We start from the raw sequence: 12232 nt of genomic DNA, 5'->3' as shown, positions 1-12232 counted from the left end.
CGATGACGACACCGCCCGCCGCTGCTGTGTCGAGTGGCCGGGGTCTGCGCTGGGCGCGGATTGCCCTGGCCCTGCTGGCCGGTGCCGGTGCGGCGCTGGCGCATCCGCCGTTCGGCATCCTGCCCGGTCTGTTCGGCTATGCCCTGCTGATGATCCTGTCCGAGCGCTCGGCCACGACGCGCGGCGCCTTCTGGATGGGCTGGCTGGCGGGGTTCGCCTATTTCCTGATCAGCTGCTGGTGGGTGGCGGAGGCGTTTCTGGTCAATCCAGCCCAGGCCTGGATGGCCCCTTTCGCGGCCTCGGCCCTGCCTGCGGGGCTGGGCCTCTTTTGGGGGACGGCGACGGCGCTTTATCGTCGGTTCGGGCCCAGGGGGCTGGAGCGGGTGTTGGTGTTCACCGCCCTGTTCTGCCTGCTGGAGTGGCTGCGCGGCCATGTCCTGACCGGCTTTCCGTGGAATCCGGCAGGGGCGAGCTGGAAGGTGGGTTCTGCGGCGTCGCAGTTCGCGGCCATCGGCGGGGTCTATGGTCTGAGCGTGCTGACGGTCGGGGCGGCCGCCGCCTTCGGTCCGTTGTTCAGTGTCGGCCCACGTCGCGGGCGGATCGTGACGGCGGCCCTGGGCGCGCTCGTGGTCGTGGCCTTGGTGGTTGGCGGCTCGATCCGCCTGTCGCAGGCACGGCTGGAACTGACCGACACCACGGTCCGCATCGTCCAGGCTAATGTCGCCCAGGCCTCCAAATGGACGCCTGAAGCCTATGAAGGCATCGTGCGGCGCTATGTCGATCTGACCGCCCAGCCCGCCGCCGTGACGCCCGATCTGGTCATCTGGCCGGAGGGATCTCTGCCAGCGTCCGGCAATGACGTCTTCGCGGCCGGGGCGTGGGAAGCCGCCGCCATTCAGAGCGCGCTCAAGCCCGGACAGACGCTGCTGATGGGTTCGGGTATCGGTGAGCCCGATCCGTCGGTGCCGGAGGGCGGGCGCTATTACAACAGCCTGCTCGTCGTTCAGAATCTGGGCGGCCCGTCACCGGCGGTGTCGGCGGCCTATGACAAGTACCGGCTGGTGCCTTTCGGGGAATACCTGCCCGCCGGGCGGCTGATGGGAGCCTTGGGCGTACGGGCCCTGACCCATATGCCGACGGATTTCAGCGCCGGGCCGCGACCCGCACCCATCGATATTCCGGGCGCACCGCGAGCCCAGCCCCTGATCTGCTATGAGAGCCTGTATCCAGGCTTCACGACGGCGGGGGCTAATCGGCCGGATTGGATCCTGAATATTTCGAATGACGCCTGGTTCGGGGCCACGTCCGGGCCGCTGCAACATCTCAATCTGGCCAGCTATCGCGCTATCGAGACGGGGTTGCCGGTCGTGCGCTCCACACCGACGGGCACCTCGGCCATGATCGATCCGTGGGGGCGGGTCATCGGCGACCAACGTCTGGACAACGGCCGGAGCGGCGTCATCGATGCGGTGCTCCCCCGGCCGGCGGGCACCACCCCCTACGGTCACCTGGGCGATCTTGTATTCTGGGTGTTGATCGGTGTCGGACTGGTCGCCGCCGTGTATGGACATCGCCGCGATCAGCTTCGCCCTGCATACACTGCGAGATAAACAGAGCGATTCGCGCTTCAGGCGAAGAAAGGCCGGCTTTTTGCAATCATAGTTGAGAATCTATGGTCTCGACCGCGATTTCTATGGTGACAGAGAGATTGGCTGAGCGCATTCAGGCTTAGATTGGACGCAAGGATGCATCAGCGATGGCGAGAGGAACTGGCGAGGACGGCCCCCACCCCGTGGACCGTCATGTTGGCCGCAGGGTTTGCGAGAAACGATTGGCGCTCGGCTATAATCAGAGCGATCTCGGCCGTGCCCTCGGTCTGACGTTTCAGCAGATCCAGAAGTACGAGAAGGGCACCAACCGGGTCTCGGCGTCCAAGCTCTGGGACATAGCGCGCTTCTTCAAGGTCGATATCGGCTACTTCTTCGAAGGCCTTACCGGATCACCCGCGACGGGCATGGCGGAAGAAGGAACGAGCTTCGAGCACGATCACCCCGCCACCCGCTACACAATCGAGATCGGACGTTTGGCTCCGCAGTTGTCGACCCGCCAGCAGAAACTTGCCCTGGACCTGATCCGGGACATGGCAGACCGGCCGGAGCCCGCCGAGAGCTGATACGTCCCGGCAGGCTGGCCTTTCGGCTATTCCGATGATCCGGACGATCGGCGCTGTCCGAAGGTCGGAGCCCGCTCTTTCTGCTCGGCCCAATAACTGGCACCGTCGCGGGGCTTGAACATCGTCTTGGGTACGCCGTCGCGCGACACGACCGCAAAGGTGTTTGTCGAGGCCTGATAGAGCAGCACATCTCCATTTGGTCTTTCGACGCGGTCCGTGCCGGCTGGCGGATTGCGCGTGAACTGTTCGACCTTGGTCAGATAAGCTTCGGGGGTCGCCGCTCCGAAGTCGGCACCATTGGTCTGAAACAGGCGCGCTGTCTTGGCATCCACTGTTTCGCGCCGATTGGCCGTCAGGACGGGCTTGGCCTCCGCCGTAGTCATCGCCACCGGGCCGTCATCAGCAGGGGCGCTGGTCACGACGGCCTGGGGGGTATCAGCAGATCGATCGCGCGTCTCGACGGCGGAGTCGCCGTTGCCACACGCTGCCAGAGCCATCACGGCCGAAAACGCCAGTGCAGCCATCAATGTCTTGTCAGAGATACCCATGAAACCCTCCCGGTTGAACCCACCGGCAACAGGGTAATCACAGGTTCTGTGTTCTTGCAATGTTCTATTTCGCGCAACCGTCACTCGACGCTGCCGCCCGGCCTCGCTAGAGGGGAAACATGACTCAACCCTCCCTGAACGGCCGCAAGGTCCTGCTGATCGTCGGTGGCGGCATCGCGGCCTACAAGGCGCTGGAGCTGGTGCGGCTGCTGAAGAAGGCCGGGGCCGAGGTCATGAGCGTGCTGACGTCGGCCGGGGCCGAGTTCGTTACCCCCATGTCGCTGGCGGCCCTGACCGGCCACCCTGTGCGCCAGGCCTTGTTCATGCCCGAGGACGAGACGGCCATGGGCCATATCGAACTGTCGCGCTGGGCCGATCTGGTGGTGGTGGCGCCGGCGACGGCCGGTCTGATCGCCAAGGCGGCGAACGGCATGGCCGACGACCTGGGCTCGACCACTTTGCTGGCGACGGACAAGAAGGTTTTGCTGGCCCCGGCCATGAATGTGCGGATGTGGCTGCACCCAGCAGTTCAGGCCAATGTCGCGCGGCTGAAGGGTTTCGATGGCTTTCACGGCGTGGCTTTGGTCGGGCCGGACGAGGGCGAGATGGCCTGCGGGGAGTTCGGCCCCGGGCGGATGGCCGAGCCGGCTGCGATCCTGTCGGCCATCGAGGGCCTGCTGGGCGGGCTGGACGGAAGACCTCTGGCCGGTCGAACGGCGGTGGTGACGGCGGGGCCAACGTTCGAACCGATCGATCCCGTGCGCGGCCTGACCAATCGGTCCAGCGGCAAGCAGGGCTATGCCATTGCCGAGGCTCTGGCCGGATTGGGCGCGACGGTGACCCTGGTGTCCGGACCGGTTGCCCTCGAGGCACCGGTTGGCGTGACCCGCGTCTGGGTCGAGACGGCGCAGGACATGAAGGCGGCGGTGGAGGCAAACCTGCCGGCCGATATCGCGGTGATGAGCGCCGCCGTGGCCGACTGGCGGGTGGACGGCGTGGCGTCCGGCAAGATCAAGAAGGCGCCGGGCGGGCCGCCGTCGCTGGCCCTGATCGAAAACCCGGACATTCTGGCGGGCGTGTCCGCGCCCGGCCCGAACCGGCCGAAACTGGTCGTGGGTTTCGCAGCGGAGACCACAGAGCTGGAGGCCAATGCCCGGGCCAAGCTGTCGCGAAAGGGCTGTGACTGGATCGTCGGCAATGACGTGTCCGACGATGTGTTCGGCGCCGACGGCAATGCCGTGACCCTGTTCACCCGCGACGGCGAGCCCGACCGCTGGCCGCGCCAGAGCAAGGTCGAGGTGGCCCGCAAGCTGGCGGCCCGTATCGCCGATCATTTCAAAGCGTGAGAGTGCCCGTATGACCACCCTGCGTATCCAGCGTCTGCCGCATGCAGAGGGCCTGGCCCTGCCGGCCTATGAGACGACCGGCTCGGCGGGCATGGACCTGCGGGCGGCGGTGCCGGAGGATGCGCCGCTGACGCTGGAGCCGGGAGCTCGGGCGCTGGTGCCGACGGGGCTGAAGATCGCGCTGGATCAGAGCTATGAGGCCCAGGTGCGGCCCCGGTCCGGACTGGCGCTGAAGCACGGCCTGACCTGCCTGAATTCGCCGGGCACGATCGACAGCGACTATCGCGGAGAGATCGGCGTCATCCTGATCAACCATGGCCAGGAGCCATTTGTGATCCGCCGCGGCGAACGTATCGCCCAGATGGTCATCGCCCGTCACGAACAGGCCGAGGTGGTCGAGGTCGATACGCTGGACGACACGGTTCGTGGCACCGGCGGCTTCGGCTCCACAGGGCGCTAGGGCCGATGCCTAGCCCGCAGCAGGTGTGATCTCGCGCCTCAGCACCCGCTCGCGCCAGGCGGTATAGAGGCCGCTGCCGGCGATCAGGGCCGCCCCGGCCAGTGTCGCCATTGTGGGGGCGTCGCTGAGCAGGGCCCAGCCCAGCACCACCGCTCCGACCAGTTGCAGATAGTCCAGCGGCACAAGCGCCGACACCGGTGCATGGCGCAGAGAGGTCGTCATCAGGATCTGCGCCAGCCCACCCGCCAATCCTCCCGCGGCGAGAATGGCGAGAACCGTCCAGTCCAGGGTCCGGCCTTCGATCGCGGTCACGACCCCGCCGGCAATCAGACAGGCCATGAAGAACCAGAAGACGATGGCGGTCGCCGTCTCGGTCTTGCCCAGCTGGCGCAGGGTGACGGTGACGGAGGCGGCGACGAAGGCCCCGCCCAGAGCGAACAACACGCCCATCAAAGGCGGCGCACCTGCTGCACCAGGACGCACCATGAGCAGCACACCGAGAAAGCCGACGATCACGGCGGTCCAGCGATGCCGTCCCACCGTCTCCTTCAGCAACAAAATGGACAGGAGAGTCGCGAAGATCGGAGCCGTAAAGCCGATGGTCGTGGCATCCGCTAGCGGCAGAAGGCGAAGGCCCTGAAAGATCAGGAAGATGCCTGATACGCCGAGCGCGCCCCGCCAGACATGGACCATGGGTCTGCGGGTCGAGATCACCGCCAGACCGCTCCCTGTACCGAAGACCCAAAGCAGCACGACCGGCAGGCCGAAGAGCGAGCGATAGAAGACCATCTCTCCGGCCGACAATGGCTGAAGCGTCGCGGCCCATTTCATCAGGGCGTACATCAAGGAGAAGCTGAACGCCGCCGCGGCACGCAGCGCCATGCCGTAGCTCGTGCCCTGGCGTGTCACGCGTCGCCGTCAGGCCTGACGGAAGCCGAGGACGTCCTGCATGTCATAGAGGCCGGGCGGGCGGCTGCGGACCCAGGCGGCGGCGGCAACGGCGCCCTTGGCGAACAGGCTGCGGTCGATGGCCGAATGGCTGAGGGTCAGAGTCTCGTCGTCGGAGGCAAACAGGACGGTGTGTTCGCCGATCACCCCACCGGCGCGCAGGGAGGCAAAGCCGATGCGGCCCGCCTCGCGCGGCTCGCCGACCCCGTCGTAGGGCGCGCTGCGCACCTCGGCCAGATCGACGTCTCGCCCGGAGGCTGCCGCCTCGCCCAGCATCAGGGCCGTGCCAGAGGGGGCATCGACCTTCTTGCGGTGATGGGTTTCCAGGATCTCGATGTCCCAGTCGCGGGCGTCCAGCCGCTGCGCCGCATGCTCGACCAGGCCGATCAGGATGTTGACGCCCAGGGAGAAGTTGCCGCTGCGGACGATGGCGATCCTTTCGGCGGCCTTGAGGATTTCGGCGTCCTGTTCCGGCGTCAGGCCCGTGGAGCCTATGACCAGGGCGGGGCCGCCCCTGGCCGCGCAGGCCTGCGCCAGTTCGACCGAGGCGTCGGCTGTCGAGAAGTCGATGACCACGTCGCACAGGGACAGGTCCGGCGTCTCGCCCCGGTCGAAGCGGGCGGCGACCACGACATCCTCGCGCGCGTCGAGCACGGCGGAGACGGCGCGGCCCATGCGGCCCCGGGCTCCGGAAATACCGGCATGGAAGATGGCGCTCAACAGACAGACCCCCGCTGGTGGCCCGAACAGCGATCCGGGACCGGATGATTATGCATCGGAAACGCCGTGGCTCCAGCCCCGGGGGCGGCTACTGCGTCGTTTCCTTGCCGGTGTCGCCCAGGATGTCGGCCCAGAAGCGCTTGGCCTTTCCGGTGAAGGAGGAGTTGCGCGGCGTCTGGGTCTCGCCCAGCGAGGCGGCCAGCTCTTCCAGCAGTTCCTTCTGACGTGCGGTCAGGTCGGTGGGTGTCTCGACGAACAGCTCGACCACCAGATCGCCGCGCTGGCGGCCGTTCAGGTGCGGCATGCCCTTGCCCTTGATGCGCACCGTCTTGCCGGTCTGGGATCCGGCGGGCACGTCCACATTGGCGCGGCAGCGACCGTCGCAGGCCTCCGACACCAGGCAGGGGGCGTCGACCTGGCCACCCAGGGCAGCGGTGGTCATGGAGACGGGGACGGTGACCAGCAGGTCCAGATTGTCCCGCTCGAACAGTTCGTGCGGCGTCACCGACAGGAAGACATAGAGGTCGCCGCGCGGACCGCCACGCGTACCGGCATCGCCCTCGCCCGACAGGCGGATGCGCGAGCCGTCGTCGACGCCGGCCGGCACCTTCAAATTCAAAGTGCGATTCTTGCGGACCTGGCCGTGGCTGTGACAGGTCGTGCACGGATCGGCGATCTGGCCGGAGCCGCCGCAGGTGGGGCAGGTGCGCTCGACCTGGAAGAAGCCGTTGGCCTGGCGCACGCGGCCCGCGCCGCCGCAGGTGCCGCAGGTGGTCGGCTGTGTGCCGGGCTTGGCCCCCGACCCGTCGCAGGTGTCGCAGGTGGCGGTCGTCGGCACCCGGATCTCGACATCGGCCCCCTTGTAGGCCTGCTCCAGCGTGATCTCGAGGTCGTAGCGCAGGTCCGAGCCGCGGCGTGGGCCTTGCTGACGACTACTGCTGCGACCGCCGAAGACGTCTCCGAAGGCATCGCCGAAGACCTGGGAAAAGATGTCATTGACGTCGTGGAAGCCCTGCTGCTGACCGCCGCCGCCGCCATTGACGCCCGCGTGGCCGAACCGATCGTAGGCCGCCCGCTTCTGGCTGTCGGACAGGACGGTATAGGCCTCGGAGATTTCCTTGAAGCGCGCCATGGATTCCTCCGAGCCGCCGTTGCGGTCCGGATGGTGCGTCATGGCCAGTTTGCGGTAGGCCGACTTCAGACCGGCGGCATCGATGGTCCGCTCGACCTCCAGGATTTCGTAATAGTCACGCGTCGCCATGCGGCGTTCGTCCTCTTACCCGTGCCCGTCCGGCCGTCCCCTCAGGAGATTCTGTGACCGGGTTGGGCTGACCGGATTGACATGGGTGTCCGGCAAAATGATGCAAGTTCTATGAAAGACCCCGCCCGTCGAACGACGGACGGGGTCCTTTCGGTTCAGATGCGATCAGGCGCTCTTCTTGTCGTCGTCCGCGGCGCCTTCGGGGGCGACTTCCTCGAACTCGGCATCGACCACGCCGTCGTCGGCCGGAGCCGCACCATCGGTGCCCTCACCACCGGCCTGGGCCGCGTACATGGCCTCGCCCAGCTTCATCGAAGCCTGGGCCAGGGTGTTGGTCGCGCTCCGGATGGCTTCCGGATCGGACCCGTCGCGGGCGGCCTTGAGGTCGGTCAGGGCGGTTTCGATGGCGGTCTTGTCGGCACCCTCGATCTTGTCGCCGTGCTCGGCCATGGCCTTTTCGGTCGAGTGGATCAGGCTGTCGGCCGAATTCTGGGCCTCGACCAGTTCCTTGCGGGACTTGTCGGCCTCGGCGTTTGCTTCGGCTTCCTTGACCATCTTGTCGATGTCGGCATCCGACAGGCCGCCGTTGGCCTGGATGCGGATCGACTGTTCCTTGTTGGTGGCCTTGTCCTTGGCGGTGACGTGCACGATGCCGTTGGCGTCGATGTCGAAGGCGACCTCGATCTGGGGCATGCCGCGCGGTGCGGGCGGAATGCCCATCAGGTCGAACTGACCCAGGATCTTGTTGTCGGCCGCCATGGGGCGCTCGCCCTGGAAGACCCGGATCGTCACGGCCGACTGGTTGTCGTCGGCGGTCGAGAAGACCTGGCTCTTCTTGGTCGGGATGGTGGTGTTGCGCTCGATCAGCGGCGTGAACACACCGCCCAGGGTCTCGATGCCCAGGGTCAGCGGGGTCACGTCCAGCAGCAGCACGTCCTTGACGTCGCCTTGCAGGACGCCGGCCTGAACGGCGGCGCCCAGGGCCACGACCTCGTCAGGGTTCACACCCTTGTGCGGCTCCTTGCCGAAGAAGGCCTTCACGGCCTCCACGACCTTGGGCATGCGGGTCATGCCGCCGACCAGGACCACCTCGTCGATGTCGGACGCCTTCAGGCCCGCATCGGCCAGGGCCTTCTTGCAGGGCTCGATCGTGCGCTGGATCAGGTCGTCGACCAGGGCTTCCAGCTTGGCGCGGCTCAGCTTGATGTTCAGGTGCAGAGGGCCCGAGGCGTTCATGGTGATGAACGGCAGGTTGACCTCATACTGGGCCGTCGAGGACAGCTCCTTCTTGGCCTTTTCGGCCTCTTCCTTCAGGCGCTGCAGGGCCAGCTTGTCGGAGCGCAGGTCGACGCCCTGCTCCTTCTTGAACTCGTCGGCCAGATAGTCGACCAGGCGCAAGTCGAAGTCCTCGCCGCCCAGGAAGGTGTCACCGTTGGTCGACTTCACCTCGAAGACGCCGTCGCCGATTTCCAGGATTGAGACGTCGAAGGTGCCGCCGCCCAGGTCATAGACGGCGATCTTCTGGCCGTCGCTCTTGTCCAGGCCATAGGCCAGGGCGGCTGCGGTCGGCTCGTTGATGATGCGCAGCACTTCCAGACCGGCGATCTTGCCGGCGTCCTTGGTGGCCTGACGCTGGGCGTCGTTGAAATAGGCGGGCACGGTGATAACAGCCTGGGTGACCTTTTCGCCCAGATAGGCCTCCGCAGCCTCCTTCATCTTGCCGAGGGTGAAGGCTGAAATCTGTTGGGGCGAATAGTCCTTGCCGTTGGCGCGCACCCAGGCGTCGCCGTTCGGGCCCTTGACGATCTCGTAGGGGACCATCTTCTTGTCCTTGGCGACCACGGGGTCGTCGAAGCTGCGGCCGATCAGGCGCTTGATCGCGAAGAAGGTGTTGGCGGGATTGGTCACGGCCTGGCGGCGCGCAGGCTGACCCACCAGGGTCTCGCCGCTTTCCTGGATGGCAATGACGGAGGGCGTGGTGCGGTTGCCCTCGGCGTTTTCGATGACCTTGGGGTTCTTGCCGTCCATGACGGCCACGCACGAGTTGGTGGTGCCCAGGTCGATGCCGATGATCTTGGCCATATCTAGTCTTTCACTCCATTCAGCGGGCGATGCGGCGGCCTTTTCAAGCGAAGCGCCGCGCGTGACCGCCCCCGATTCAAGGGTCTTGGTCTGTTACAGGGTCCCGGATGGATAGCCCCACGACATGCGGGGTTTTCCAGCGGTTGTCGCCGATATGGGAAACACCCCCCCGCCTGCAAGCCCTAGCGTGCGATTCAGCGGGTGTTGTGGCCGGGCGTGATGATAGAGTTTGGGGGGTGAACGCTGTGCGGGAAATCCAGACGGGTCTCGAGGGGTTCCGGCTATGGCTGGGCGCTCTGTCGGTGCAGGCGCAGGCCGCGCTGCTGGCAGACGTCTTGGAGGCCGAGGCGGTGGCCCCGTTCTATCGGCCCGAAACGCCCGGCGGTCGGCCTTTCTCCGTACAGATGACCAATCTGGGTGCCTTGGGATGGGTCTCCGATAGGGGCGGCTATCGCTATCAGGCGACGCATCCGTTGACGGTAAAGCCCTGGCCGCCGATCCCGCCGGTGCTGCTGGACCTGTGGTCCGCGCTGACTGGGTGGCCCGAGCCACCGGACGCCTGTCTGGTCAACCTGTACCGGGGCGAGGCCCGCATGGGCCTGCATCAGGACAAGGACGAGGCGGACCTGACCGCGCCTGTGCTGTCGGTGTCGCTGGGCGATACGGCGGTGTTCCGGATCGGCGCGGCAGAGGGCGGGCCGACGCGGTCGTTCCGGCTGACGTCCGGCGACGTCTGCGCCCTGACCGGCCCGGCGCGCCTGGCGCGGCACGGCATCGACCGGCTGATCGCAGGCTCATCGACACTGGTGCCCGGGGGCGGGCGCATCAACCTGACCCTGCGCCGCGCGCGCTGATGTCACGCCCTTCGTGAGTGGACGGTTGCCCGGGCTTGGGTCAGTGTCCCGGCTTCGTCATCGACCAACCGCCGGAGATCGCCCATGCCCACCCTGGTTCGGCCCGAAGGCCCTGAAGCCGACGACCTCGTGTTCAGCCGCCGAACGCTGGGCGTCGGTGCGGTGGGCGGACTGTTCTTCGCCGGCTATGCGCCCGCCGCCCTCGCGGCTCAGGCCGCGCCCGTCGCGACCGATGCGACGGGTCTGGTCAGCGCCGACGTGACCTATGCCGCGCCGGACGGCTTCCAGCTTCCGGCCCATGTGGTGCATCCGGAGGGCGACGGGCCCTTCCCGGTGGTGATCGTGGTGTCGGAAATCTTCGGCGTGCACGAATACATCCGCGACATCTGCCGCCGTCTGGCGAAGGAAGGCTATGCGGCAATCGCGCCGGGCTTCTTCAACCGGGTCGAGGATCCGGCCGGACTGTCGGACATGACCCGCATCCAGCAGATCGTGGCGGCGGCGGGCTATGAACAGGTCATGGGCGACATCTCCGCCACCCTGGAATGGGCCAGTCTGCAGTCCTGGGCCAATACCGACAAGGTCGGGATCACCGGCTTCTGCTGGGGCGGCAAGGTGGTCTGGCAGGCGACGGCGCGGTTCGCGGCGATCGACGCCGGCGTGGCCTGGTACGGGCGTCTGGCCCCGGCGGCCAATGCCACACCCGAGCAGGTCGCGTCCGGCCAGCCGTGGCCGGTCGATCTGGCGGCAGACCTCAAGGCCCCGGTTCTGGGCCTGTATGGCGAGCAGGATCGCGGTATTCCTCTGGCCAGCGTGGAGGCCATGCGGGCCGCGCTGCAACGGGCCGGACAGACCGAGAGCCGTATCGACGTCTATGACGATGCCCCGCACGGCTTTCATGCCGACTATCGCGACAGCTATCGCGCGGCGGATGCCGCCGACGGCTGGGCCAAGCTGCTGGCGCTGTTCGGGGCGCGACTGAAGGGCTAGGCCTTGCCGTCGAAATGGCCGCCGTCGGGGGTGCCCTCGGCGGCGTAGGCGGCATTGCCCGCCGCAGCACCCGAGCCCTTGGCGGCGACCACGACCATGGCCGGGCGCACGGTACGGCCGAACAGGGCATAACCGGCCTGCAGCGTCTGCAGCACCTTGCCGCCCTGAACCGTATCGGACGGATGTTCCATCATGGCCTGGTGCAGGTGCGGGTCGAAGGCTTCGCCGGCCGCCGGGGCCACGCGCTTGAGGTTGTTGGCCTCGAAGGCCGACAGCAGGGATTTCTGCGTCAGCTCCAGCCCGGTGACCAGGCCGGCCTCGCCGGCGTCGGCGTTCTTGGGCGCGGCCATCAGGGCCCGTTCCAGATTGTCGGCCACGCCCAGAAGGTCGCGGGCGAACTTCTGGATGGCATAGGCGCGGGCGTCGTTGTTCTGGGTCTCGGCGCGGCGCTTGGTGTTTTCGGCATCGGCGACGGCGCGCAGGGCGCGGTCCTTCCACTCGTCACGCTCGGCGATCAGGGCGTCGATATTGGCCAGGGCCTGATCGTCCTCGGCGGCCGCAGCCTGATGAGCCTCTGGGATGTCCACGGCTTCGAACTCGGGATCGTTGTCCCAGCCGCTTTCGGGATCCTGGTGTGGGGTATCGTTCAAGTGTCTTGTCCGTCCAGCATTCGGCCCAGCACCCGGGCGGTGTAGTCCACCAACGGGATGATGCGCGCATAGTTCAAACGTGCGGGCCCGATGACGCCGATGGCGCCCAGCACCCGCTGGCGGCCCGACATATAGGGCGCCGCGATCACGGCGGAACCCGAAAGTGAAAAGAGTCTGGTTTCGGCCCCGATGAAGATGCG

Annotated in this window: 12 protein-coding genes and 1 pseudogene; 6 read left to right on the top strand and 7 right to left on the bottom strand. The window is 66.9% G+C overall.

All coding sequences use genetic code 11. From position 1 onward, the window contains the following. Window positions 1–2: 2 nt before the first annotated feature. Both lnt and JHC81_RS07040 read left to right on the top strand, forming a co-directional pair. Window positions 3–1610: an apolipoprotein N-acyltransferase gene (gene lnt / locus JHC81_RS07045; RefSeq protein ID WP_292172525.1), complete on the top strand. Its 1608-nt coding sequence runs from the start codon at window positions 3–5 to the stop codon at window positions 1608–1610. Between the two features lie 221 nt (window positions 1611–1831). Beyond that, window positions 1832–2173 (top strand): helix-turn-helix transcriptional regulator, encoded by a 342-nt coding sequence (locus JHC81_RS07040; protein ID WP_366465798.1) that lies wholly within the window; start codon window positions 1832–1834, stop codon window positions 2171–2173. Between the two features lie 26 nt (window positions 2174–2199). Here JHC81_RS07040 and JHC81_RS07035 read toward each other — a convergent pair whose 3' ends face one another. Further along, window positions 2200–2721: an S-type pyocin family protein gene (locus JHC81_RS07035; protein WP_292172521.1), complete on the bottom strand. Its 522-nt coding sequence runs from the start codon at window positions 2719–2721 to the stop codon at window positions 2200–2202. 119 nt (window positions 2722–2840) lie between these two features. On the opposite strand from JHC81_RS07035, the gene coaBC reads away from it, so the two are divergent. Together coaBC and dut are read left to right on the top strand one after the other, a co-directional pair. Beyond that, on the top strand, window positions 2841–4067 hold the full coding sequence (coaBC, locus tag JHC81_RS07030; RefSeq protein ID WP_292172518.1) for a bifunctional phosphopantothenoylcysteine decarboxylase/phosphopantothenate--cysteine ligase CoaBC: 1227 nt from the start codon (window positions 2841–2843) through the stop codon (window positions 4065–4067). Between the two features lie 10 nt (window positions 4068–4077). Then, a complete protein-coding gene (gene dut, locus JHC81_RS07025; RefSeq protein WP_292172516.1) occupies window positions 4078–4527 on the top strand; it encodes a dUTP diphosphatase in 450 nt (149 codons plus the stop codon). Window positions 4528–4536: 9 nt separating this feature from the next. On the opposite strand, the gene JHC81_RS07020 is transcribed toward dut, so the two are convergent. The 4 genes from JHC81_RS07020 to dnaK form a co-directional block, all read right to left on the bottom strand. Then, window positions 4537–5409, bottom strand: a complete 873-nt coding sequence (locus tag JHC81_RS07020; protein WP_292172513.1) for a DMT family transporter — start codon at window positions 5407–5409, stop codon at window positions 4537–4539. Between the two features lie 36 nt (window positions 5410–5445). Further along, entirely contained in the window at window positions 5446–6195 is a 750-nt protein-coding gene (gene dapB / locus JHC81_RS07015) for a 4-hydroxy-tetrahydrodipicolinate reductase (protein WP_292172511.1), read from the bottom strand. 88 nt (window positions 6196–6283) lie between these two features. Further along, window positions 6284–7456 (bottom strand): molecular chaperone DnaJ, encoded by a 1173-nt coding sequence (dnaJ, locus tag JHC81_RS07010; RefSeq protein ID WP_292172508.1) that lies wholly within the window; start codon window positions 7454–7456, stop codon window positions 6284–6286. Between the two features lie 165 nt (window positions 7457–7621). After that, complete coding sequence (dnaK, locus tag JHC81_RS07005) at window positions 7622–9538, bottom strand: molecular chaperone DnaK (protein WP_292172505.1); 1917 nt, start codon at window positions 9536–9538, stop codon at window positions 7622–7624. A gap of 236 nt (window positions 9539–9774) precedes the next feature. Here dnaK and JHC81_RS07000 point away from each other — a divergent pair, with 236 nt between their 5' ends. Next, window positions 9775–10392 carry an alpha-ketoglutarate-dependent dioxygenase AlkB gene (locus tag JHC81_RS07000; protein ID WP_292172502.1) on the top strand — a complete coding sequence of 206 codons (618 nt, stop codon included), beginning with the start codon at window positions 9775–9777 and terminating at the stop codon, window positions 10390–10392. Between the two features lie 84 nt (window positions 10393–10476). Beyond that, window positions 10477–11382: a dienelactone hydrolase family protein gene (locus JHC81_RS06995; protein ID WP_292172499.1), complete on the top strand. Its 906-nt coding sequence runs from the start codon at window positions 10477–10479 to the stop codon at window positions 11380–11382. On the opposite strand, the gene grpE is transcribed toward JHC81_RS06995, so the two are convergent. Next, entirely contained in the window at window positions 11379–11969 is a 591-nt protein-coding gene (gene grpE / locus JHC81_RS06990) for a nucleotide exchange factor GrpE (protein WP_292172570.1), read from the bottom strand. The two genes, JHC81_RS06995 and grpE, sit on opposite strands and share 4 nt — an antisense overlap. Before the next feature lie 59 nt (window positions 11970–12028). Then, window positions 12029–12232, bottom strand: a pseudogene (hrcA, locus tag JHC81_RS06985) (heat-inducible transcriptional repressor HrcA); the annotation flags it as partial.

It is taken from the genome of Brevundimonas sp., assembly GCF_016463295.1.
GTDB lineage: Bacteria > Pseudomonadota > Alphaproteobacteria > Caulobacterales > Caulobacteraceae > Brevundimonas.
This window is presented reverse-complemented; position numbering and strand designations above follow the sequence as displayed.

Excerpts from the sequence above, each read along its gene's own strand:
- dut (WP_292172516.1), top strand. The coding sequence starts at position 4,078 with ATGACCACCCTGCGTATCCAGCGTCTGCCGCATGCAGAGGGCCTGGCC.
- JHC81_RS06995 (WP_292172499.1), top strand. The coding sequence starts at position 10,477 with ATGCCCACCCTGGTTCGGCCCGAAGGCCCTGAAGCCGACGACCTCGTG.
- JHC81_RS07020 (WP_292172513.1), bottom strand. The coding sequence starts at position 5,409 with ATGGCGCTGCGTGCCGCGGCGGCGTTCAGCTTCTCCTTGATGTACGCC.
- JHC81_RS07035 (WP_292172521.1), bottom strand. The coding sequence starts at position 2,721 with ATGGGTATCTCTGACAAGACATTGATGGCTGCACTGGCGTTTTCGGCC.
- dnaK (WP_292172505.1), bottom strand. The coding sequence starts at position 9,538 with ATGGCCAAGATCATCGGCATCGACCTGGGCACCACCAACTCGTGCGTG.
- dnaJ (WP_292172508.1), bottom strand. The coding sequence starts at position 7,456 with ATGGCGACGCGTGACTATTACGAAATCCTGGAGGTCGAGCGGACCATC.
- coaBC (WP_292172518.1), top strand. The coding sequence starts at position 2,841 with ATGACTCAACCCTCCCTGAACGGCCGCAAGGTCCTGCTGATCGTCGGT.
- lnt (WP_292172525.1), top strand. The coding sequence starts at position 3 with ATGACGACACCGCCCGCCGCTGCTGTGTCGAGTGGCCGGGGTCTGCGC.